27 protein-coding genes are annotated in these 22309 nt (G+C 38.1%); 1 reads left to right on the top strand and 26 read right to left on the bottom strand.

Features of this window, described 5'->3' with window-relative positions; translation table 11 throughout:
• Positions 1 to 246: 246 nt before the first annotated feature.
• The 9 genes from M1D61_RS06530 to M1D61_RS06490 form a co-directional block, all read right to left on the bottom strand.
• Entirely contained in the window at positions 247 to 672 is a 426-nt protein-coding gene (locus tag M1D61_RS06530; protein ID WP_458121639.1) for a hypothetical protein, read from the bottom strand.
• Positions 673 to 720: 48 nt separating this feature from the next.
• Entirely contained in the window at positions 721 to 1059 is a 339-nt protein-coding gene (locus tag M1D61_RS06525) for a cupin domain-containing protein (protein WP_458121638.1), read from the bottom strand.
• Positions 1060 to 1228: 169 nt separating this feature from the next.
• On the bottom strand, positions 1229 to 1612 hold the full coding sequence (locus M1D61_RS06520) for a hypothetical protein (RefSeq protein WP_458121637.1): 384 nt from the start codon (positions 1610 to 1612) through the stop codon (positions 1229 to 1231).
• A 287-nt stretch (positions 1613 to 1899) separates the two neighbouring features.
• A complete protein-coding gene (locus M1D61_RS06515) occupies positions 1900 to 2490 on the bottom strand; it encodes a hypothetical protein (protein WP_458121636.1) in 591 nt (196 codons plus the stop codon).
• 24 nt (positions 2491 to 2514) lie between these two features.
• Positions 2515 to 3570 (bottom strand): ankyrin repeat domain-containing protein, encoded by a 1056-nt coding sequence (locus M1D61_RS06510; RefSeq protein ID WP_458121635.1) that lies wholly within the window; start codon positions 3568 to 3570, stop codon positions 2515 to 2517.
• 100 nt (positions 3571 to 3670) lie between these two features.
• A complete protein-coding gene (locus M1D61_RS06505) occupies positions 3671 to 4186 on the bottom strand; it encodes a GrpB family protein (RefSeq protein WP_458121634.1) in 516 nt (171 codons plus the stop codon).
• 211 nt (positions 4187 to 4397) lie between these two features.
• On the bottom strand, positions 4398 to 5390 hold the full coding sequence (locus M1D61_RS06500; protein ID WP_458121633.1) for a YiiG family protein: 993 nt from the start codon (positions 5388 to 5390) through the stop codon (positions 4398 to 4400).
• Between the two features lie 73 nt (positions 5391 to 5463).
• Positions 5464 to 5865 (bottom strand): GNAT family N-acetyltransferase, encoded by a 402-nt coding sequence (locus M1D61_RS06495; protein ID WP_458121632.1) that lies wholly within the window; start codon positions 5863 to 5865, stop codon positions 5464 to 5466.
• 166 nt (positions 5866 to 6031) lie between these two features.
• Positions 6032 to 6799: an HNH endonuclease gene (locus M1D61_RS06490; protein WP_458121631.1), complete on the bottom strand. Its 768-nt coding sequence runs from the start codon at positions 6797 to 6799 to the stop codon at positions 6032 to 6034.
• 362 nt (positions 6800 to 7161) lie between these two features.
• Between M1D61_RS06490 and M1D61_RS06485 the strand changes: the two genes are divergently transcribed.
• Positions 7162 to 8664, top strand: a complete 1503-nt coding sequence (locus M1D61_RS06485; protein WP_458121630.1) for an alpha/beta hydrolase family protein — start codon at positions 7162 to 7164, stop codon at positions 8662 to 8664.
• Between the two features lie 223 nt (positions 8665 to 8887).
• Here the strand turns inward: M1D61_RS06485 and M1D61_RS06480 are convergent, their stop codons facing one another.
• From M1D61_RS06480 to M1D61_RS06400, 17 genes are all read right to left on the bottom strand, one after another.
• Positions 8888 to 9364 (bottom strand): NUDIX hydrolase, encoded by a 477-nt coding sequence (locus M1D61_RS06480; protein ID WP_458121629.1) that lies wholly within the window; start codon positions 9362 to 9364, stop codon positions 8888 to 8890.
• 120 nt (positions 9365 to 9484) lie between these two features.
• Positions 9485 to 9853 (bottom strand): DUF1878 family protein, encoded by a 369-nt coding sequence (locus M1D61_RS06475; protein ID WP_458121628.1) that lies wholly within the window; start codon positions 9851 to 9853, stop codon positions 9485 to 9487.
• Between the two features lie 369 nt (positions 9854 to 10222).
• Complete coding sequence (locus tag M1D61_RS06470) at positions 10223 to 10567, bottom strand: GNAT family N-acetyltransferase (RefSeq protein WP_458121627.1); 345 nt, start codon at positions 10565 to 10567, stop codon at positions 10223 to 10225.
• A 26-nt stretch (positions 10568 to 10593) separates the two neighbouring features.
• Positions 10594 to 11247, bottom strand: a complete 654-nt coding sequence (locus M1D61_RS06465) for a lysozyme inhibitor LprI family protein (protein ID WP_458121626.1) — start codon at positions 11245 to 11247, stop codon at positions 10594 to 10596.
• A 23-nt stretch (positions 11248 to 11270) separates the two neighbouring features.
• Positions 11271 to 11903, bottom strand: a complete 633-nt coding sequence (locus M1D61_RS06460; RefSeq protein WP_458121625.1) for a zinc dependent phospholipase C family protein — start codon at positions 11901 to 11903, stop codon at positions 11271 to 11273.
• Positions 11904 to 12013: 110 nt separating this feature from the next.
• The gene (locus M1D61_RS06455) at positions 12014 to 12511 is read right to left on the bottom strand and encodes a hypothetical protein (protein WP_458121624.1); all 498 of its coding nucleotides are present in this window, start codon (positions 12509 to 12511) and stop codon (positions 12014 to 12016) included.
• A gap of 163 nt (positions 12512 to 12674) precedes the next feature.
• The gene (locus M1D61_RS06450) at positions 12675 to 13142 is read right to left on the bottom strand and encodes a DUF2691 family protein (RefSeq protein ID WP_458121623.1); all 468 of its coding nucleotides are present in this window, start codon (positions 13140 to 13142) and stop codon (positions 12675 to 12677) included.
• 159 nt (positions 13143 to 13301) lie between these two features.
• On the bottom strand, positions 13302 to 13586 hold the full coding sequence (locus tag M1D61_RS06445; RefSeq protein WP_458121622.1) for a hypothetical protein: 285 nt from the start codon (positions 13584 to 13586) through the stop codon (positions 13302 to 13304).
• A gap of 188 nt (positions 13587 to 13774) precedes the next feature.
• Positions 13775 to 14302, bottom strand: coding sequence for a GNAT family N-acetyltransferase (locus M1D61_RS06440; protein WP_458121621.1), 528 nt, complete (start codon positions 14300 to 14302; stop codon positions 13775 to 13777).
• 155 nt (positions 14303 to 14457) lie between these two features.
• Positions 14458 to 15195: an MBL fold metallo-hydrolase gene (locus tag M1D61_RS06435; protein ID WP_458122429.1), complete on the bottom strand. Its 738-nt coding sequence runs from the start codon at positions 15193 to 15195 to the stop codon at positions 14458 to 14460.
• A 228-nt stretch (positions 15196 to 15423) separates the two neighbouring features.
• A complete protein-coding gene (locus M1D61_RS06430; RefSeq protein ID WP_458121620.1) occupies positions 15424 to 15912 on the bottom strand; it encodes an NUDIX hydrolase in 489 nt (162 codons plus the stop codon).
• Between the two features lie 341 nt (positions 15913 to 16253).
• Positions 16254 to 16628, bottom strand: a complete 375-nt coding sequence (locus M1D61_RS06425; protein ID WP_458121619.1) for a glyoxalase superfamily protein — start codon at positions 16626 to 16628, stop codon at positions 16254 to 16256.
• A gap of 196 nt (positions 16629 to 16824) precedes the next feature.
• Complete coding sequence (locus M1D61_RS06420; RefSeq protein ID WP_458121618.1) at positions 16825 to 17463, bottom strand: hypothetical protein; 639 nt, start codon at positions 17461 to 17463, stop codon at positions 16825 to 16827.
• Positions 17464 to 17599: 136 nt separating this feature from the next.
• Positions 17600 to 18655, bottom strand: coding sequence for a hypothetical protein (locus M1D61_RS06415; protein ID WP_458121617.1), 1056 nt, complete (start codon positions 18653 to 18655; stop codon positions 17600 to 17602).
• Positions 18656 to 18770: 115 nt separating this feature from the next.
• Entirely contained in the window at positions 18771 to 19868 is a 1098-nt protein-coding gene (locus tag M1D61_RS06410; RefSeq protein ID WP_458121616.1) for a DUF6236 family protein, read from the bottom strand.
• Between the two features lie 148 nt (positions 19869 to 20016).
• A complete protein-coding gene (locus M1D61_RS06405; RefSeq protein WP_458121615.1) occupies positions 20017 to 20961 on the bottom strand; it encodes a hypothetical protein in 945 nt (314 codons plus the stop codon).
• Between the two features lie 96 nt (positions 20962 to 21057).
• The gene (locus M1D61_RS06400; RefSeq protein WP_458121614.1) at positions 21058 to 22194 is read right to left on the bottom strand and encodes a tyrosine-type recombinase/integrase; all 1137 of its coding nucleotides are present in this window, start codon (positions 22192 to 22194) and stop codon (positions 21058 to 21060) included.
• Positions 22195 to 22309 lie beyond the last annotated feature (115 nt).

Here is a 22309-nt window from a genome sequence, read left to right as displayed (position 1 = left end):
TATTCCCTTTTAGGCGACAATCATGAAACATAATTATGACTCAACAATCAGACAATCCTTCTTTGCTTATTGTTTCTTTCAATACTGCCAGAGATTTCTTCACAATAATTCACAACCTCAATCACCAATTCGTCTTCCATGCATCATATTCCTCCGTCACATAACTTTCTTATATTTCTTCAAGTTGGATAAATATATACGAATTATTGAATACGCTATCATAAAATAAAAAGCCTTCTTGTGCCTTTACGGATGCGCCCGATTGGTTCTCAGCCAACTCACCATAAAATCAAAAAGCCCCATCGAATAGCGATGATCATCTGCACAACCCGGCAGCTCACTTCTAATCCTCTCTACATTGCTCTCAATCCCGATCGCCTCAACAAAATCCAGACTCTGTCCATCGAACAGCGTAAAATCAAATGACCAGTTATACCAGAAAGGCTGGAACAGATCGATATCAATAATTACCTGTGTCTCCTGTTCGTGCCTGGCAGCCATATGCCAGCGATCCACCTGACGTTCGAAAAACCATTCCGGATAGAGCTGATCCGGTTTTTCCCACAAAGCAGCCACCTCTGGAATATGCAAAGCGCCACTTTGAGCTGAAAGTGCAGCCGAAGTCGTCGTCTTGCCTGCTGCGCTTGCTCCTTCGATACTTATAATTGTCATTTGCAGTCCTTTCTTTAGCCCATTCACTTTCGTACACGGTTGTCCACCTTATTCGGCTGCGACTCTGTCCTTTCTCGTATTCGGTTGGGAGATTACCAGAAATTCCAAACTGCTGTCTGATTGATTGAATACCTGATGAGGTACCAATGCCTGTACCTCAATACCTTCATGAGCCTGCAATGTATATACAGTACTATCCACTTCAATAGTCATCGTTCCGGACAGGACAAAGAAAAACTGCTCGGCTGTATTATGAAAATGCCTCGCTTCACAGGTCCCTGCCGGCATTTGCTCATGGATAATGCTTTTGTCCAATCTGTCTACCAATCGCCAACCATCACAATCACTGCCCCATTTGTAATGAGGTGCATTTTGTTTGCTAATCATCTGCTCGCCTGCTTTCTTTGATTTGGTATATGAGCCGCAATATGACTATAATTTTTCATCATATTTCTTCTTCTTAACCAGTCATAACTCGATGATTCCGCGGAGAATATGTATGTGCAGCTGTAAACAATTATCTTTTAAAAGCTATTCATAGCTCACATTTTAATTCCTATAGCTGCATAAAAATATGTTTTCCCCAGTCCTTCCACTCCTCTTTGATACAATCGATCAGCCATTCTCCTCCAAAGGTTATCGATCCTTCATGAGAGCAATATATGATCCATTCTTTACTGCTATCAAACCAATACCCTTCCCCTGTGCCTTCGTAAGAAGGTTCAAACGTTTCTGATTTGACTACATATCCTTCATACCTTCCCTCTCTGATTTCAAATATTTCATTTACATCTTTCATTATTCCCCTTAGCTTAGCAAAGCCAAATTGATTCTCGAAAGCAGCTGAATCAAAAGCAATTACCGGTTTAGCACAAGTGTTATAAAGAGGGAACCAGTATTCGTCGGAAATATCCCATCGTTTTACCAGTTCATCAAACATGGTATTCATCTCATCATTACTTAATTCTCTCCGATAGTATAATTCTTGGATGGTATTCCTCCCCTTTCTGATTAGGATGTGTTCTTTCCTGGATATACTATACATTGATGCATATACTCCAATGCGGGTACATGTAACTATTTTTTGATCCATTTAATTACATCCATTAATCAGGATGAATTATATCTTTCTTTGTATAGAGCTATACTACTTGGCTGTTCTTAATATTTCTGGAAGTGATATAGGTCGTATGGATTCTCTATATTTTGAAGCTATCCAGTTCTTTGTTATATGCCAAAAGTTACTATTTCCCCTTGATCATTTACTCCTCTAAATACGAATTCTCCAGTATCTTTTATAGCTAGTTCTTTATAGGCTGCTGCGAATCCGTTTTCTAATTTTAACTCTATAAACACAGTAGAATTCTTCTTTATTTCATTGATATTACTCAACACTTTACCATCAATACTATCATTGCTTATAATCACTTTTTTAATTTTAGGATTATTTGATACTACTCCAAATATGGTTTCGTACTTGTTCATTGAATTTAAGCTCGCTGACCATATTCGTTTGATACCCTTTTCTTTTCCCTGTGAGGGTGACATAGGTTGTAACTCGGCGACATTGGATACGTGATAAAAAATCCCCCATTTGGATTCTACCAATTTCACATAGTAACTCTGATTAGTCTTCCACATCACTATTTTTTTATTCGTATAACTTTTCTCATGTATTACTGTACCATCCTGAAAAGGATACGAATTCTTAATGGCAGTTTTCTCGATAATAGAATACCCTGATTCATTAAATACATAGATAATCAGTAACAGAAAGGCCAGTAGAAATGTTAATCTTCTTATAATTTTAACGTTCATAAGTTCTCCTTTTAAACCAAAAAATCAACGTTCATACTCCGGCTGCTCCATAAGTATAGGATTCGGATTGTTCAGTACCCACTGCACTGCCAGCTCGCACAGTCTTGCAGCTTCCACATCTCCATCTCCGTTGCGAAGTGTCTGGACGAGAATCTCTGCCTCCTCCAGCAGATCTGCATGTAAAGGCGTACCCATCCCAAAATACCGAATCAAGCTGCGCAGCATTTTGCGGAATTCATTATCCCAGTTACCGGCTCCGTTATCCAGAATTTCGTAAGATCCTTTACCGGTGATGCGGATCACTTCGCCCTGTACGGTCTGCGCGTATCCTTTGGATGGAATCAGCCAGCTCCAGAGCTCATTATGCTGTGCCCGCCAATCCGTGGCCGATACGGTTATGGGAGAGATTCCATCGTGCATCTTGCGTTTCTCCACAGGCGTTCTGTCAAACAGCTCATACAGACGCGACAGTCCCAGCTCGGTCTGCTCCAAATATTCTTTATTGAACCCTTCCCGGTGGAATTCAAATTGGCTTCCGATTTGTTTTACGGCCTCCTGCATTTTCGGTGTAATGGGAGTACCCGCATGAAGCAGCCGTTCTGCCACTTCCGCCATATTGGCAATATCCGTATTTCTGCATGATACCAGCGCCTTTTCGAGTGGCGTCTGGCCCATTCCATTTAGAGCATGAATGTTGGCGCCCCAGGTGATCAGCGTATCGACTGTCTGCGGCTTGAACGATGCCGCCGCGGCAAACAAAGGCGTCTCACCGCGATAATCCGCTGCCTCGATATCTGCACCGAGATCAAGCAGCAGCTCTGTATGACCGCACCAGCTCATCGCATGACTGTGCAGAGGTGTTCGTTGGTAATTGTCCCTGGCATTGATATCCGCCCCTTGCTCGACGAGCCAGCGGATCAGCTCAGCCGGTACATTGTAAAAGCTCAGGGCTGTTGATTTGCTGTAGCCGCCGCGGGCATCCCAGTCGCACTGGGTAAATACTTCCTGCAATGCGGAGACGTCACCAGCCTCGATGAGTTCGTCAAAGTTTTTGGGTAATGTTTTTTTCTTTCTGGCCATATGTAATTGACCTCCTTGCGTCAGCGTTTATGTTCATTACTGTATAAACTTTATATATTACTATCTTTTTCATTGGTCAATTATTGTGGTGTTCATTTATTTATCTGTTCTTGTCCATATGCCATTGCAGAGCACGCTGCTCCATCTCCTGTACAAATGGCTTTTTCGCTTTGCTGTAGAACGTAGTATCATCAAAGCGCTGCGCCAGTTCTTCTTTCAAGTCTCCATAACGCCTCATTTCGTCCGGATGGGATTTCAGATAGTCCCGGAATATTAAGTGCCGCTCTATCTGCGGATGATCCACGGGATATACATGAATATGATGGGTTCGATTTTCTCCACCTTTACGAAATAAGTTGCGACCCGGTATCCCCCATTCACCTGCTGCATCATAGCCCAGCGAAGACATTTTTTCATTAAAACTTTGAATGACTTCGATATTTCTCACAATACACATCATGTCAATGACTGGTTTTGCTTTCAAACCTGGAACCGCGGTGCTTCCGAAATGTTCAAACTTCACTATCTCTTTGCCGAATATCTCCTGCAATAACTGGGTTTCCTCCTCGTACATGCGTGTCCAATTCTCATCATATTCCGAAAGGCGTATCTTCATTATGTGATCCCCTTTCCACTTTCGTGCCAGATATATTGTAGTTTGTATTTCATTTTCTCCGTTCCACGCTTCTTCTGAATACCCTTACCTATTCAGTTTTTGATGAGCCAATATGGTATGTAACCTCCCTTCCAAAGCTGTACCATTACAGTTTGCCTTTGTGAAGGGAGGTTCTAATGTTCAGTCTGTATAAGCCTGCCTGTATTTTCTCTTAATTCATCTCATTATATCGTTCAATCGCAGTGCTGAGCAGGTAGCTGAAATTCTCTGGCGTACCATCTGTAGTATGCAGGAACTGACCGCTCAGATCCGAATCCGATACCGGTTTCTTGTTATTGATGCGTTCAATAATTTTTGAAGCGGCTGCTTTGGCTTCTGTGGCAGAATGAACATAGTTCTCGATACTGAAGCTGTTCAGTCCTTCTTTTTGAATCTGTGCCTTATCTTTGGATAGAGTCACGAGTGCTTCCAGATCCGCGGTCATGAGGTCGTATTTGGCTTTGTACTTCTTCATATCGAGCTGCAATACATTGCTGGCGCTGATCCCCTGCTCATTCATTTCGAGGGCAGTAGCCTCAGCGTCGATCATGAACTTCAATGCATGATAACGGATCTGCTGATCGGCATCCTTGAAACCTTGCAGATCTGCCTGGCGCTGCTCGGCATCCATTTTTCGCAGAACGGTAAAATATTCTTGAGCTGCCTTCTCGTAAGCGAGATTGGCATGGATCAGCTTGGTGTGCAGCTGTTTGCCTTTGGCAAAATCATCATCCACATAGCCTTTGCTGTCATAGTAGACTTTCATCTCGTCCAGAACGGTCAACAGATCCTGGAGGACCGGTGTCAGCTTGGTCACGGCGGCATCTGTATTTGCAAAAGCAGGCCCACGGGTCGTATACCCTTTCGCTTGCTCAATCACGTCCCGCTGCGCTGTCGGAACATCGAGCATAATGAAGCTAACATTTTTCTCGATAACAGGCTTCTTGTTTGTACCGAACTTCTCAAAGTAATGAATCAACACTTCATTGACTCGGCCTGTCATCAGGTTGTTCAGCATGACATACGAGTTGTATTTCTCGATTTTTTGGCTCTCGCCTGGCGTCATACCTGCACCTGCCTGATTCAGGCTGGATATACCGCCCGAACAAGCGGACAACACCGTGACGAGCAGGATACTGGTAATAATAAAGGATAGCTTTCTCAAAATAAGGATTCCCCCGACTGATTATTCGACCTCTTTTTGTTTGACAATGTATGTAAAGATGGTCTACTTCATATTAGAGGGATTTGATGATAAGGTCTTGAGTCCAGAGTAATGTAATTAACTTGCATGACCTATATTTGAGTGTTTCATACAGCTTTTTGGCTGCGATATTGTCCGGACTGTAGGGAATCGAGCAGTACTGTGCTGGTCCGGCAGGATAGGTACGAACAAACTCCATTATTTTCTCCATGGCTTCCCTGCCATATCCTTGGTTCTGATGATGCTTGTCAATCATTAGCCTGAGAATGCAGTAACCATCCTCTGCGATGGAAGGCAACTCATATCCCGTAATTCCATATGTAATCATCACAAACCCGACAGGCTGCTCATCCGCATATATTGCAGACGGAAGCGGATGCCCTCCGTTGGTCGCAAGAACAAAGCATGAAGTTACACTTGACAGATTGGATGCCACATAGCGCTGCTGATCTTCGGGATCTTCCAGATTAATATGGCGCGTCTATTTTCCAGTATGATTTTTCTAAGTATAATTATGTTAAATCCTCTCCTTAAATCCTTACTTATTTTGACATTACTCGATAGATTGATGCTCATCAGCAAGATTAGTAGAGATAAAATATTCAATACGAAATTTTCGAAATGCTTTCCCTCTTTTTGAAATATATTTTAGAAGGATAGTGTTCTTTATTTTTAGGTAATTTTATTTTTTTTCCTATTATATTTGAGTAATAATTCCCAACTCCTTGGATAATATAGTTTTCATCTACCCGAATTATCCCATTGTCAAATAATTTATGATGATTACTACATAGTAACAACCCGTTATTAATAGACATTTTTTCAGACTCCTCACATTTAGACCACGGAATAATATGCGATGCCTCTAATGCTACTTCATATGGAAATCTACAAAATGCACATTTAGATTCGTAGGCTTTTAAAAGGGATTTACGAAATATAGCCTGAGCAATTCCCCTAACTTTTACTTGAGCATAAAGTTCTTCTGAACGAATAGCATTTACTAGTATCTGTTCTACTATTGAGTCTTTAGTTTTGCCTGTCTTTGCATAAGAAAAGGGATTAGGGTAATTTCTCCAATTAAAATTAAATACTTTTTCAAAGCCTTCCTCCTTATTTTGTAAATCCCATGCAATAAAGCCTTGTCCAATCTCTCCTGCTTGATTATGGACAATAATTGTTAGCGGTGGCATTTTTTCCTGTAAACAATAATCTTGAATGAGTTCTAAAAAATATCTACATGTTCTATGGTGAACATTAAGCTTCTCACCGAGAGCCTTGTATGTAATTTTTTCTTTTTCACTTGCATGATTGACCAAAACATTCCACGCTCTAAATGCTCTTTCCTCTTGATTAACTTTTATATTCATTGTCATTTTAGTCTCCATTCATATCTCATAGGATTGGTTTATTTTGACGTCCAAGATACTGAAAAAAATTTTCCGAATCATAATTTTAGTGAATATACTTTATCTGATATTTACCTACTACTGAGAAGCTTACCTACATTATAGCCATATTAAAGCAATTACTTTATTCTTTTATGTTGCGTTTCTATCTAATCTATAAATTTCTAAATAGGACAAGTCTGCATACTATGTAAACCTTTCTTAATAGCCACTGCTATAAAACGAAAAGACTTATCGTCTATATACATGAATTCTTTATTCAGATAGCACTTAACAATTTTCTCATACGCCACCCCAAATCGCTTTTAAAAAGGAGAATCACAATGCGACTGTTTGAACTGCTGCTTTTTCTCACAACTATCGGTTTGTTAGCATTATCGATCCTGTTAAGAAAAGAACGACGCAGCGCTCCCATGTTCATTGCAAGCGGGATTGCTGCACTTGTAATGGTCATTCACTGGACAATAGAAGGATACAGAATCCAGCTGCTGCTCTCCTACGGTATAGCCATCATTTTTTTAGCCATTTCGGGTTATGGCTATTTCAGAAAGTCAGCTCCTCAAAAACTCCCACGATTCTTGTCAGGTACAGCTTATACCGCTATGGCAATCCTGCTGGCTGTCACAGGAGGTCTACTGTATGCTTTTCCGGTATTCAAGCTGCCTGCACCGACAGGTGAATTCCAGGTAGGCACGCAGACGTTTCATTTCGTGGACACCCACCGGAACGAGACTTTTGCTGCAGCCAAAAATGGCAAGCGTGAGCTAATGGTACAGCTATGGTATCCGGCTCAAGCACCCACCGGCAAGTATGCGCCCATGATTCCCGATACCCGGATTCTAGGTTACATGGCTGCAGAGTATGGCCTTCCCGGATTTACTTTCCAGCATCTGAAGTACGTATCCAGTCACTCTTATGCCGGAGCCAAAGTCTCTTCGGTACAGCCCTTCTACCCGCTGATCCTCGCCAATCCCGGCAATGGCTCATCCAGATTCCTCCATACTTCACAAGCCGAAGAGCTGGCGAGTCATGGATATATCGTGGCAGTGATCGACCATACATATAACACCTTCGCAACCGAGCTGCCGGATGGCCAAATCACTACCAATACCACCAAGAATCTGTTCTCGCCAGAAGATGATTACGAGACAGGCAGAGAGAGTCGGGACCAGCTCGGCAAAGTGTTAACCGATGATGTAACATTTACGCTGGATCAATTACAGCTCATACAGTCCGGGCAGCTGCCGAGTCCTCTTCAGGGAAAGCTGGATCTTGCTCATATCGGGGTGTTCGGTCACTCGATTGGCGGAGCAACATCGTACGACGCTGCTTATGATCCGCGGATCACCGTTGGTATCGATCTGGATGGAGGGCTGTATGGACTGCATGACGGCAAAAGTCTGCGCAAGCCGTTTCTGTTCATTACCTCGGAGAGCTATTTTCACCAATTACAAAGGGTAATGGAGCACCAGGTCTATACGGATGCAGAGATTGAACAGATGGGTTCTACTAGAGAGTGGGAAGAGCAGGTAGCGGAAGACAAAAAACTGGAGCTGGATCGGATGCGCGCCACGATCGGCAAAGGGGGACAGGTACTCTATATCGCGAACACAGAGCATTTGAATTTTACCGATGTGCAGTTCGTTTCTCCGGTATTCAGTCTGCTGGGAGTTACGGGCAAGATTGTACCGGAGCGGGCGAGCACTGTGGTTAATGCCTGTATGCTGGATTTTTTTGATATGTATTTGAAAGATCGAGACGGTGCCTTGATGAAAGGAACGGACCGCCGCTTCCCGGAAGTGAAGTTGGTGACGCCGCTGCTATGAAAGAGCGGTGTCCAGTTCGGAGCATTCCTGGTACTGAATGTAGCTTAAATAAGGCGATGCTACCTTGATTTCAACACCACATAATCTTCACTCCGTATATATTGATCTGATTCTTTGACTTCCATCGTGATATACAGTCCCATTTCTTTATGAAATATTGCTAACATTAAAGTAAATAATATTCTCAATCCTTCAGCTCCTTTGCTCCAGATTTCCCAAGAGTTTATCGGTGATTCACAAAATGCTGGATATGATTGCTGCTTTTCAATGTAAGCAGTTCGGTCCGTAAGATTTCAGGATAGACTTCTAACTCTCTCAATTGATCAATAGGGAACCATTTGAAAATAAGTCTTCCATCATCTTCGACTCCATGAAATTCTTCCTCATACTTTGTGATTTCATGCCCCTCGGGAAAAGAGATTAAATAATAAAACCCAATTTCATGAAATGGCTTGCCATCGTATTCGAAGAAATCCTCATTCACAAAGAGTAATTTATCATTTTGAACTTCAATATCCAGCTCTTCTTGCAGCTCTCTCACGACGGCTTGATCTGTCGACTCATTGAATTCAACCCGCCCTCCCGGTAGGTTCCAAAAGCCATCCTTCAACGTTGTATGTAATAGAACCCGATTATCATGAATAGCAATTCCGGCGACTCTAAAATTGAACTTTGTATTTCCCTTTTCAAATGTGATCATGAGATCCGCCTCTCAGTAATTGATTGGTCATCAATTTGATATTGTTCACCTGGTTGATCTCGATGCCCATATTCAAATTTACATTAAAATCCAACTTACTTGCCGTTTTGTTTTCAAAAATCATTCCTCTTTTTTTGAGTTCTGCAATAGTACAGCATAATGAGGAAAGATAGGAAGTTTTGATGCTCGAATAATAATGCTGTAAGCAGCTTTCTCATTTGCCGGTTTTCCGAATGAGTCCAGCAAATGCTTTAAATCCAAATAGAGTGCGGATTCTACAAACTTATTTAATTCAACTTCACCCAATTGCAGCTGAGCATGGTACTTTCTTAATAAACTAATCATTCTATTTGCTTGTTCTTCATTCAATTCCTCGCTCATAATATAATCCCATAAAGCATAAGCTTCCGGATCAATGACCATATCCCGCATTAAAGATAGATAGTATTCCATTCGTATGACTCTTTCTTCAAAACTTTTATATTGCAATGAATTCACTCCTTTATATTCAAATTAAACTTGGTATTCGTAAATTCTCATTTCCTCGTCGTTTGCAGAAGATCTCCTTTACTGTATGCTTTTGTAGTATTGCACATAACTTTCGTATAGAGCTGACTCCAACCTATACCGAAGGACCGACTCTGTCAAATCGAGGAGATAGGCCCGCAGCAGCATATAAATTGTAATGTTACCTGACTGCCTGGATCTATTCCAATTCATTACCACTTGCATATAAATCAATATCCAAATCAGGATTTAATCTACATAGCCATAATAGACGAGGTCGATCGATCTAGATAAATCCTTTGAAGAAATGATTTGCGATAACTTTTATGTTCATGGTTCAACAGTTACTCTCTATTCAATCTTCTTCCTCATATACAAAGCTATTTCTTCGTTCGTTGTATCGTTATTTGAATATAGTGATACATCAATCCCTTCAATACCATAATCACAATTCATATAAAAATGAATTGCAGGCACATTGGTATTTTGAGTTTCTACCGTTACTGCCCTGAAGCCTTTCTCCCTGGCCATATCATTCACCCGATTAAGCAGTAATCTCCCATAGCCTTTTCTTGTGTGTTTTTCATTGACCTGAAGATGCCAGATCATCAGTGTATTATTCCAATTTTGCGGTTCTACAATTGCATCTGCTATGATGCTGCCTTCACTATACAGCCCAAACGAACGTAATATCACCTAAAACTTTTGATCAATATTCCATTCTATTTTTCACCTTGGTATACAAACTCAACTTTACCATCCAGCAAATATCGATATTCAAATAATTGCATGGTTCTTTCCCTAATTCTCTCCCGTATAGCTGTACCCAGACTTACCGATCCTTGTGAACCAAGGTAACCATTATTAATAAATGTCTTCTCTACAAATTCTCTTTCTTTCAGGTGATACTGTAACCACTCTTTCTGTGATTCAATTAGTGCTTCTCTTGATTCTTGATCCAACTTAGCAAGAAGCTTTTTATATATTTGATTCAGCTCTTTATCCCAAATCTCTGTATATTTGCTTTCCAACGCTCCCCATCCCAATGTTGTCACAATTTCTTTAGAATTTTGCAATTCATTAAGTTCCACTTCATAATCCTGATCTATAGGATTTCGAAGCATTTCATCATAAAATTCTCCTTTTAGATCATAGTTCCCCATGCTCATGGGTAACACTGCATTATGGGAAGGATCTGACCGGCTTTCAGTTATTTTGTTTGATTCTGTTATGTCACTTGTACTCACTTCATCAGGAGGCAGTTCAGAATTCACTATTAATTTAGTCTCGCTGTTCAACATGGTCGATTGACTACTATTTTGACAAGATGAACATAGTATCGTAATAAAATATAATAAGAATATCTTAACCTTCATAAATTATCTCCTTAATTACTATGTTATATAGTGTCCTTTTTTTCTTTCCTGCATAATTGTTGTAAATTCATTATTGCGACATTGACTGATGTTTCGATATATCCTTGGATCTGTATAAAACTAAATACATTCAGCGGTTCATGTAGTACTTGTTGTTCATATTCCATATCTCCTAATACATAAGGAACAAATTCCGATACATCACTGGACTTCACCTCATCCAGATCAATGACTTCATCCGTTTGGTTATGAATGGCTTTTCTCATTTCATTAGTACAATCATAGTACTCCAACAGCTTTCCATTCAGTAATTTGAAATCATCGTGGTACAGTGGATACACTCCAGGATCTGCTTCCATTCGATTTCTCAGCCAAGGCATATAAAATCCCTTCATCCACTGCTCATCTGCAATTAAATGTGCAAAATACCCAAGCACGTACAGGTCATTTGAGTGTGATTTATATTTATCCAGGAATTCTTGATAGTCTATGTATCTTGTAAAGTTCTGATGTTCTCCTCTGTAGAAATGAGATTCATCTTTTGTAATCACGGCGTCTGGAGCAATGCTACCCAGCAAAAATGAAGCTTTATCCGCGATATTTAATCTCTCGGCAATTTTATGACCGATAATCAAATGCATGATTCTGGATCCCATAATAAAAATCACCTCATGGTAATTTGATCTTGATCTTCATGCTCTTGCAGGCATTGCATATAATGTTTTTGTATTCACGGCTCCACGTATGTCGAGTCGTGAATATTATGTTATATGATGTCCTCTGCTTCTTGTATGGATAAGTATTTTTTGGCTTCATAAATTATTCGTTTCCTTAGTGCATCTTCATTTTTCTTCTCTCCCTCATTGTCATAAATAACTCTATCTATAGCATCATTAATTTCAAGCCATACAACCAAATCGTCTGGATAATGTAATTCAACTACCTCTCTAAATATGTCACTTGCAACCATTAGAAGATCACTCTTTTGATTTACAATCTCCTGACACATTAGAATAATATGTGCTTTCACAGTCTCTTCATCAGTGGGGCTTTTCAATCCCATTTCCTCAAGTGATTTATAAAAAAAATCTTCAAATATAAATAGACTATCGGCTTTACTCATTGACGAAAGTTTAAACAATGATTCTGATTCCACATCATTCTCAAGTAACGAAAAGCTCCAATTTAAATAGTCGCTTCCTGAAGCTATATTCTTATATATTTTATAAAACAATAGATTAGTTTCAAATTTAATTAAGTCCATATTGAATGCTCCTAATACAATTTAAGGATTTCAGATAACGTTGTGGTATTCACGATCCAACGTATAATGGACCCAGAACGAATGTCCGCAGCATGAATATTATGTTAACAGATGTCAGTGACTTCCATGAATCAACTTAAGTATCACTCTTAAAAGAAACCAATTACCATACAGAGAGCTTTGTTCTAGTGTCATTATCATCAGTTACATATTTAAGTTTTTCATAGTTTTTATTCAATGCGTTTTTATACAGGCTTTCAATCAAGTTTGGATCTTTGCAGTAAATAGAAACATAACTACTATCAATGATCAATAATGATAACAAACATTCACTTTCAATATACTCTTTATACGTCGTTAATTCCGTGGCATTCTTTCCAATTGGAAAAGCATTTAGATTTGCAAAAATCAGATAATATATATTATTTTCAATTATATTTTTCAGTTCTTCCCCGTTCATCCCACATATCATCTCTGGAAAAAGCGGTTCATCTAACTCCTGATTTATAACAAGATATGATTCTTCACCTCCTATATACCAATTATATGAAGATATATTTATTGGCCTCAAAATCTCTCTTAGAAAGCTACCATATTTATTTGGTATTTGAAAAGATAAACCTCTTTTCATATTTAACCGCCTTCCCGCTGATTTCTGCTAACGTTCCTGTATTCACGAACCTTGAAGGGTTGTCTGCTGAAATGCCTCCTCGAAATCCAACTGCAGACCAAGGCTCCAACAGAGCCGCAACGTGAATATTATGTTATGTGGAGGATTAGCCTTCTTTGTTCAGCTGAAATACGTCTTGTCATGTATTTCATTTATTATTCTTCTACTAATTTCAATACTCTTCTCTTTAGTCTCTTGAAATTGATCCCCTAAATAATCATTAAATATCTTGTATATATAATATCCTAATTCATTCTCACTTATCGTTTCTTGTTGTTCTATATATATTGTTATTTCTCTGATTTCTGAGTGGTATTCATCACTTGGACAATGAATCGCAAGCAATTCTGCGGGATCCCACTCGTCTATTATTGTCTTAACCAACGCAAATAGTTTTGGATTCATATTTGTCTCCTTTCGGTTGTTATATAGGTACTTTATAAAATCTTTGCCGATCTTTCACCTAACGTTCCTGTATTCACGACCCGACGTATGTCGGGTGTCTGGCGTATGCCAGACCAAGGACGAATGTCCGTAGCGTGAATATTATATTATCGGATGCCGGTGTCTTCTTCGAATTCCATTCAAAAATTTCAGTTCTTAATTTCAATCCAATATCTTTGTATTTCAATATCATTTACAAATTCCTCTGAATCTAATATTCCACCATTATTTATTATTGTTTTTGCTGATCCTATATTATCTTTATCACAGGTTACAAGAATCCTACTCATTCCTAATTTCTTAGCCTCAAGTAAAGCTAGTCTAAGCATCTCAGTTGCATATCCTTTTTGCCTCTCACTAGGTCTTATTCCATATCCAATATGCCCTCCTATGTGTAAAAGATTATGATTAAGTCTATGACGAATATTTACTACCCCTAATAATCTTCTATCCTGATTTGCTAACCAGAAAGTCGAGCTGTTTACTTTATTCTCTTCGAGATTTTTATCAGTTCTTAAATGGTTAAGCTCCTCAATCATGATTTGAAAGTTTTCGTTATCAAAACGCAAAACCCAAGGTATAAGCTTCTCCCCTGAACTTTTCCATTCAGTAACCATATCTAAATATTCATTTTTATATTGAGAAGACGGTTCAATTAACATTAGATTATTTATCATTGGTTTTGTCCTTTCATAAGATTCTCTCCGGTTTCAGATAACGTTCCTGTATTTACGACCCGATGACCGTCAGGTGGCCGGCGAATGCCGGGTCAAGGGCGTATGCCCGCAGCGTAAATATTATGTTAGGTGATGTTGCTGTCTTCTTCGAATACCTAGAAATAGAATTTCACATCCTTATATTCATGTATTCCTGTTCCGTGTCTAGCTAATCCTTTATTTAAAAGCTCTTGTCCTGCATTGCTTAATCTATGAATAAATTCTTGATTTAAATCTAATTCATTATGTCCTGGAAGCACTCTAGTAATATGCTCGATTTGACTGATCTTCTCTAGGGATTTGACAAACAAAAGTGGATTCGTTGTTGGATAAAAAGCAAATAACGTACCCTTGTAAGCTAAATCACCCGTATATAAATAGCCGCGTTCTTCTTCATAAATACAAAGATGTCCGGGTGAATGCCCAGGTGTATGTAAGCAAATTAACTTTCTGTTCCCTAAATCTATCGTTTGGTTATCTTTCAATACAGCAGTAGGTTTCCCTCTGAATGGCTCATAAGTTCCTATGTTAAAATCAATAGGCAAAGGTTTAGAAATATCTCGGTTCACATCATGACGGATTACTTCAAGCGGTAACCCAGGTATTCCATTCTCTAACCAATCTTTTTCTAATTCATGCACATATATTTCATTAAACTGTCCATGGCTTCCAATATGATCCCAATGAACGTGTGTAGTGATCACTTTAATGGGTAGAGTGGTTAATTGATCGACTACATTCTTAATATTTCCTATCCCTATTCCTGTGTCAATTAGAGCCGCATATTCTTCACCTATAACTAAATAAGAGTGTACATTTTCCCAATGACCATATTCACTGATGACAAAAGTCATAGGGTCGATTTCTTCAATTGTAAACCATTGCTCTAGATTCAATGACTTTCTCTCCTTTTTAATAAATTCTTCACAGCAATTTCACCTAACGTTCTTGTATTCACGATTCGACGCATGTCGAGTGTCCGGCTACTACAGGATCAAGGACGAATGTCCGCAGTGTGAATATTATGTTGTAAGATGTCAGCGCCTTCTTCGAGACACATATGCAGTTCACGTCTCGTGCAACTAAACATGCTTCTGGAGTTTGATATTACATTCTGACGTTACCGCAGTAACGTATTCAATATAGTTTACAGACCCGTTAAAGTTCAAATAGGCTTCATAACGCATGCGGATTGCAGGTAGAGTAATCATATCTAGCACATTTTCTTTTGGAACCCACCTGCAATCACTTGTTTCTTCAGATGTAGATAACTCTCCACCTAAAGATTTGCATACGAAATCAAACATTACTTTCGTTGGAACATCAGTCACACCGTCATACCACTTATGTATCGCTGTGTTTGACACGACACTGATTAAATGGCTAACAGTAGCATCGATTCCACTTTCCTCTTTGATTTCACGAATTACGCCATCAATCAAGTTCTCACCAACTTCAGTTATTCCACCCGGATAAACCCAACCATCGTCATGAGCTTTTACTAACAGGATGTTTCCCTTCTCGTCTTCAACAATTCCGCCAGCCGATATAATATGTGTTGGAAATGCCATTTACACAACCTCCTATTTAGATGAAATATGTTTGCCATGGTAATTATACTTTTTTTTCTTGAAAGTAGATGCTTGTAGATTTTGAGTTTTTGCGCTGATTTCTTATAACGTTCTTGCATTCACGAACCTTCACCATTGGAAACCCAGAAGACTAAGATAGCTCTTATCTTAGTCTCCCAGGATTTCCGGCTGCGACGCGGTTAGGTGATGCAGGGTTGTCCGCTGAATCAGCTTCTTCGAAAATGCTTCCTACGGACCAAGGAGCGTATGCCCTGATGCATGAATGTCGTGTTAGATAATGTCGTCGACTCCTTGAACTGCCTACAAAGATTTCTGTTATATTACTGATCTTCTTCTTTATATTCATAAAAAATAATTCTATTTCCAAATGGATCAATGACACAGCATTCTTCGCTTCCCCATGGTGTACTTTCCAATCTAGGTCTGGAAAAATTGTATTTCTTCTCAATAAGTTCCCTATGATATTCATTGATTCCTTCTAATTCAATTCTAATTGCAGCTCCCGGACTGCAATCTCCATAATGTTCACTTAAATGTAACTTTAAATCATTCTTTGATATCTGCATGTAAAGAGGTGAATTTGCTTCAAATCGGTGCTCCCAATCCACTTTGAATCCTAAGTAATCTAAATAAAATTCTCTTGTCTTAACTACATCAAAAATACGGAGTATAGGAATGATCTCCTTAAACTTCATATGCCCACCTCCAAAATATTTTTTTAGAATCTCGACGATTTCATCTAGCGTTCCTGTATTCACGACTCGACGTATGTCGAGTGTCCGGCGCATGCCGGACCAAGGACGAATGTCCGCAGCGTGAATATTATGTTAGCTGCTATTGCATCTTATTAAGTAATCTTTAAACCTAAATGTTTTTGAAATCAGTTTCTACTTATTCATAGTTCACTTCTTTATGCTTTGCCCAAGACAGGATGTATCTTAATATCTCATTGGTAATTAGTATCATTATCTCAAAATACGACTTTATATCTTCTTTAGTGACTTTATCTGAACTAGGCTTTCGAATGGAAAAATTTATAGTTCCCTCTTTTGCCGACTTTTCAAGCGGCATTCTCATATGCACTTCAGAAAAATGTATAAAACCAGATGCTTTTTTATAAATCTCATCAATCCATGAATAATGGTCCTTTGCATGTTGTCTTAAACGTGCATCTGTTAACTTTTTGCCTTCATCATCAGTAAGTTGATAAAACGTTTTCCCGTTAAATAATTCTAACGTAATCTGATCGCTATTGTTCGCTTTTGCTATGTAGATTAACCTTAGCAAATTATCCAATTGCATTCTGATAAGAGGGCCTGCTGAGGTAATATTCCAACTATCAACAACCTGCTTGTAAGCTTCTATAATATCAATACTTCTCTGAGCAATAGCCACAATAAAGAAGTCAGTTGTCAACATTGTATCTTTAAGACTAGACTTCACTGACTGAATAAATAAATCGAAATAATTATCTAGAAGTTCTCTTTTTTCAACTAATTCTTTATAAACTTCATGGGGCTTAGACTGCATTCTCAATCTCCTCCTTTTTTGCATTTCAGCTAACGTTCCTGTATTTACAACTCGACGTATGTCGGGTGTCCAGCGAATGCCGGGCCAAGGGCGTATGCCCGCCGCGTGAATATTATGTTGTCAGAATTTTATTCTTTCAATTTCGTTCTACGACCTGTTTATCATCTAGACTTTTAATAGTTTGGTTGAGTATTACGATTGCTGACTTGAAATTATTCAATAAATCTTCATAAGAAGTTACTTCTGGATGCAATTCACCTTGATGTATTACAAAGCTACTATATTGATATAATCTTTTAAAAGATTGTGCTGAAGTTTTATCTAATATATTTTTACTTACCAATAAAGAAATCATTCGAAAAGTAGACAATCTTTGTTCTTCATTAAAAAATTTCATATAAAGATTACTTAGAATTTTTTCAAAAATCATTCTTTGCTCCATAACTTTAATAATAAACTCTTTATTTTTGAACAATTGATCGAATTCTACTTCTTCTACATTATCAAATTCAGACATTTTAAGCTGACTATCTTTGGGTAATAAAGCTTGATTTTCTGTCTCATTCTCGTCTCTGCCATTGATGAATTTTGCAACCCGTAAATTTAATTTTGGAGTGATATATAAATAAATTAAAAATAAAGCTATTGTTATAGCAAAAGAAGCAATGCTATCTATATTTTCATTCAATCTAAGATAACTAGCCAGAGCAAGTAATACTGAAAAAAAAGAAAAGGATATGGTAGCCATCATTCGTGGCCCTATACTTGGTTCTTGATATTCAGCAAGCTTATTCTCTAACAAACCTATTGAATAATTACTTAAAATCTCTTCAAGTTCCTTAAGCAATTGAACTCGCATATCATTACTTATATGTTCATTCTCATATACTTTTGCATATATCATTTCTATCACTTCAATGGTACTTAACTTAAGCTGACTATTTCTGAGTGATTCAAATCCGTCTATCACAACCTGTAAATCAATTGCCGATATAGAAACTCCGTTACTAACATGATTCCTTATTATCAAATTTGTGATTTCATCTCTTAATCTTAGTCTTTCTTTAGTATGTTCTTTCCTAGAACGTTGTTCTTGATATATAAAAAAAATTACTGTTAGTATCAATGAAAATATAGTTATGGTATTTATTAAAGAAGTAGAACTTACAATGTTATTCCAAATAGTATTCACTAGTAATTCTCCTTATATGAATTTCTGATAACGTTCCTGTATTCACGACTCGACGTATGTCGAGTGTCCGGCGAATGCCGGACCAAGGACGTATGTCCGCAGCGTGAATATTATGTTAGATGAAGTCATTAATTATCCCTTTACGTCTAGCATGATAAAGATATAAAAATCCCTTATCTGCAAGTTTATCTTTTGTTGTTTTATTAATATTCATATAGTTAACTGATACATCTATAGCTCCTGCTATACCAACCCCTGCTAAGCTCATTGAAGGAGAAACATTTAATAACTCATTTCCCGCTATTCCTGACAAAGTAGCAAGCATAGTTGGAGACTTGAGATTTATAACTGATCTAACTGAAGATAAGAAGCAATTCACCCCTGCGCCCTTTAACATTCTTGTTGTTTCTCTTGTTCCTTTTTCGATTACTTCTTTAAATTTAACTATTTCTTCTTTCAATTCAGTTTCAGTTGGACAATTACTAATCTTTTTTTCAAAGTCATTTATAGTGTTACGAAAAGAAAGTAAATCTTCTTTATACTTGCTTTTGAACTTTATAATACTTTTATACGAAACATCACTGCTAGGTGTGGGCAAGTAATTGAACACGATATTGAACACAGGTGTTTTATAATTTCCTGGCTTTTTAGATCCATACTTTACTGGATAAACATCATTGATATCTTTAATTTGATCTGTACCAATTACAGTTTGATGAACATCACTTAAGGCTATATACTTGGCCAAAGTTGACATATAGATTATAGCTAACCTACTATCTAATTCATTCCACTGTTCTCTACGAGTCATTAAACCTTCTCTTTCAAGCAAATTTTTAATTTGATATGATAATTTATCATCATGAATAAAGTAGTTGCTTTTTAAACCACTATTATTTGATTGAATTGAATTCATTCGAGTATTTATTCTCGCTTTCGGGTTTTCTACCATCTTTTTATAATATTTAATTCTTCTTACACACTCCTTCTCAAAATCAGGCAAACGCTCACTATTCATTAAATAATCAGGATGTATTGCACGATAATACCCTTCGTCATTCAATTCGCTTATAATACGATTATTTGAATACAGATCTCTTTGCATACTTCTAGGAACAATCGAACTTACTTCATCCCAATAAAGCAATGCATTTCTGAACCAATCCCCATCAGGAATTTCTATGCTTGGATAATACATTATTGTTCTTCTCATTTTTTTCTCCTCACTTAAGTTAATGATTTCATCTAACGTTCCTGTATTCGCGACGTCCGACGAAGTCGGATGTGTCTGCTGAGCCCGCTTCTCTGAAATCCATCCAGCAGACCAAGGGTCCGTCAGGAGCCGCCGCTTGAATATTATGTTATGTGACGTTTACATATCTCATTTTTAGACCGACCCTATCATTATCAATATATAAATCGTTTTGCTGCTTATCTTCTAAATTGAATGCATTATCATCCTTACTAAGACCTTTTTTCGCATAACTTTCTATTTTTCCCGGTAAAATCAATTTAGGTCTATAATACCTTCCTATCTTCCATTTGCATATCCAAGACAACGGCATTTCAGTATAAAGCAGTTCAAATATTTTCTCGCTGAATAAATCAATTTCATAAAATTTTTCACCTTGAATTTCAATTAATTCATATGTAAAGTATTCTTCATCTAAATACTCTAATAGTCCTTGATAGTATTTTTTTGTAACCTTCTCAAAAAGTTCATTATTGAATTCTACTTTTTCATTTATAGGATCATAATATTTGCAACGAATTCCTTTATACAGGTTATAAGAAACTGAAGCAATTGAAAAATTTACAGGTATACCTCCACTTTGAGATTGAAGTTTATGAGCATTCATATCCCCATATGAACCAGAATAACCTTTAGCCTCAATAGAAAACATACTATTGTTTTGAAAAGCTATTAAGTCTGGACGTTCACCAATAATCGGTAATTTATTTAGTTTCATTGCAGCTTCATAATTGACTGTGAATCTACTATTATCAATTTGTTTTGATAAAAAATCGGCTATTGCTTTACCTGCAAGATTAGAAAATTGACTTTTTTCAGTCGGGTCTGACAACTTGGCAGGTGGTTGAGAAAATTTATTTTTTCTCATCTCATTATCTTTCATGTAATAGCTATAATGGAGAAGCATTCCGACCGTTCTCAGTATTTTACGAAGCCTTGGAGCATAACCTTGCCCAGCTACTGCTAGATGCTTAGCAAAAGCAATTTTTGTTAAATTATGTTTCTGATTGTGTATTTGTCCGTTTGCATCCTTGTATTCTACTTTTATCTCCATTGTTTTATATCCTCTCTAAATGGCATATAACGTAATATTTACGAACTTCTGTAATCACTCTTATATCGCTGTATTCTCGAATCTCTCACATAGCCTTTAGAAGCCTTCCATCCGATCAAGCGGACTTTGAATATTCCCAATATTACGCTTGCTCACATGCGTGTAACGTTCCGTGGTTCGTACACTCTGATGTCCCAGCAGCTCCTGAATATAGCGAAGATCCGTTCCATTTTCCAGCAGATGGGTAGCAAAGGAATGTCTTAACGAGTGTATACTCACCTGCTTGCGAATTCCGCCTTGAATAAGCGCCTTCTCAAATACTTTCTGTGCGGATCGTTCGGTGAGATGACGTCCTGTTCGCTGTCCTGGAAATAGCCAGACGGTTGGCTTTTCTAGTTCTATGTATTGCTTTAAGATCGAAGCCGCTACTTCAGATAATAGTGTCTGGCGATCTTTTCTACCTTTCCCCTGACGAACACGAATCACATTTCGTTCATAATCACAATCTTCTATACGAAGACGCACAACCTCGCTTACTCGCAGACCTGCCGTATACGTTAGATACAGAATAGCCTGATGTTTGATATTAACGACACTTTTTAACAAACGCACTACTTCTTCCAGCGACAGCACACCTGGCAGCTTGCTTTCCTTCTTGGGACGAACGTAAGCGCTATGAGTATGGGGTTGCTGCAACACATATCGAAAGTAGAATTGGATCGCACTGATCGCTTGATTCACATAAGCATGCGAACGATCTTTCTCGAGTAAAGATAAAGTATATTTTTGTACAGCAGTACAGTGACTCTCTATTTCATGATTAATATTAGCAGCAATAAAACGTTGCACTTGAGAGGTATACGCTTTAATGGTTTTATTACTGTATCCTCTTGCTTTCAGTGCATTAATCAGATCTTGTTTTCGTGTAGGATTCCATGGTTCATGTTCTGGAGCAAGAGTCATTTCTCGCTCTTCTTTATTGTGATGCTCTAACTGATCGACAAGATAGGAATCTCTCGAACTCAGTTCGTTATCGCACTTGAATGAGTCGGTTGGATAAGCTTGAAGTAATTGCGTTAAGGCAGCACGAGTATACGGAATCGTCCAGATTTTGTTCTCTGGTATCCATTTTCTGCCGGTTACCGAACGAACTCCTGCTCGCTCTTCAGCACCATACCGTTCCAGCTGTACTCCGATTCGTTGATTGTTTAAGTAAGTCAGATAAATACCCATTATTATTGCCTCCTTATATTATCACCTGTTCCAATAATTTGGAATTGCTTTTTAATAAAAAAAAGGACTTCTAGATGATATACATCTAAAAATCCTGATTCTTTCAGCACGTAAT

It is taken from the genome of Paenibacillus sp. Z6-24, from assembly GCF_054161335.1.
This window is presented reverse-complemented; position numbering and strand designations above follow the sequence as displayed.

What these genes read in the sequence shown, in the direction of transcription:
- M1D61_RS06490 (WP_458121631.1), bottom strand. Translation starts at nt 6,799, where the DNA reads ATGAATATAAAAGTTAATCAAGAGGAAAGAGCATTTAGAGCGTGGAAT.
- M1D61_RS06420 (WP_458121618.1), bottom strand. Translation starts at nt 17,463, where the DNA reads ATGCAGTCTAAGCCCCATGAAGTTTATAAAGAATTAGTTGAAAAAAGA.
- M1D61_RS06425 (WP_458121619.1), bottom strand. Translation starts at nt 16,628, where the DNA reads ATGAAGTTTAAGGAGATCATTCCTATACTCCGTATTTTTGATGTAGTT.
- M1D61_RS06435 (WP_458122429.1), bottom strand. Translation starts at nt 15,195, where the DNA reads ATGACTTTTGTCATCAGTGAATATGGTCATTGGGAAAATGTACACTCT.
- M1D61_RS06410 (WP_458121616.1), bottom strand. Translation starts at nt 19,868, where the DNA reads ATGAGAAGAACAATAATGTATTATCCAAGCATAGAAATTCCTGATGGG.
- M1D61_RS06445 (WP_458121622.1), bottom strand. Translation starts at nt 13,586, where the DNA reads ATGAATCCAAAACTATTTGCGTTGGTTAAGACAATAATAGACGAGTGG.
- M1D61_RS06510 (WP_458121635.1), bottom strand. Translation starts at nt 3,570, where the DNA reads ATGGCCAGAAAGAAAAAAACATTACCCAAAAACTTTGACGAACTCATC.
- M1D61_RS06460 (WP_458121625.1), bottom strand. Translation starts at nt 11,903, where the DNA reads ATGGGATCCAGAATCATGCATTTGATTATCGGTCATAAAATTGCCGAG.
- M1D61_RS06485 (WP_458121630.1), top strand. Translation starts at nt 7,162, where the DNA reads ATGCGACTGTTTGAACTGCTGCTTTTTCTCACAACTATCGGTTTGTTA.
- M1D61_RS06465 (WP_458121626.1), bottom strand. Translation starts at nt 11,247, where the DNA reads ATGAAGGTTAAGATATTCTTATTATATTTTATTACGATACTATGTTCA.
- M1D61_RS06480 (WP_458121629.1), bottom strand. Translation starts at nt 9,364, where the DNA reads ATGATCACATTTGAAAAGGGAAATACAAAGTTCAATTTTAGAGTCGCC.
- M1D61_RS06505 (WP_458121634.1), bottom strand. Translation starts at nt 4,186, where the DNA reads ATGAAGATACGCCTTTCGGAATATGATGAGAATTGGACACGCATGTAC.
- M1D61_RS06400 (WP_458121614.1), bottom strand. Translation starts at nt 22,194, where the DNA reads ATGGGTATTTATCTGACTTACTTAAACAATCAACGAATCGGAGTACAG.
- M1D61_RS06405 (WP_458121615.1), bottom strand. Translation starts at nt 20,961, where the DNA reads ATGGAGATAAAAGTAGAATACAAGGATGCAAACGGACAAATACACAAT.
- M1D61_RS06450 (WP_458121623.1), bottom strand. Translation starts at nt 13,142, where the DNA reads ATGAAAAGAGGTTTATCTTTTCAAATACCAAATAAATATGGTAGCTTT.
- M1D61_RS06455 (WP_458121624.1), bottom strand. Translation starts at nt 12,511, where the DNA reads ATGGACTTAATTAAATTTGAAACTAATCTATTGTTTTATAAAATATAT.
- M1D61_RS06440 (WP_458121621.1), bottom strand. Translation starts at nt 14,302, where the DNA reads ATGATAAATAATCTAATGTTAATTGAACCGTCTTCTCAATATAAAAAT.
- M1D61_RS06515 (WP_458121636.1), bottom strand. Translation starts at nt 2,490, where the DNA reads ATGAACGTTAAAATTATAAGAAGATTAACATTTCTACTGGCCTTTCTG.
- M1D61_RS06520 (WP_458121637.1), bottom strand. Translation starts at nt 1,612, where the DNA reads ATGTTTGATGAACTGGTAAAACGATGGGATATTTCCGACGAATACTGG.
- M1D61_RS06525 (WP_458121638.1), bottom strand. Translation starts at nt 1,059, where the DNA reads ATGATTAGCAAACAAAATGCACCTCATTACAAATGGGGCAGTGATTGT.
- M1D61_RS06430 (WP_458121620.1), bottom strand. Translation starts at nt 15,912, where the DNA reads ATGGCATTTCCAACACATATTATATCGGCTGGCGGAATTGTTGAAGAC.
- M1D61_RS06530 (WP_458121639.1), bottom strand. Translation starts at nt 672, where the DNA reads ATGACAATTATAAGTATCGAAGGAGCAAGCGCAGCAGGCAAGACGACG.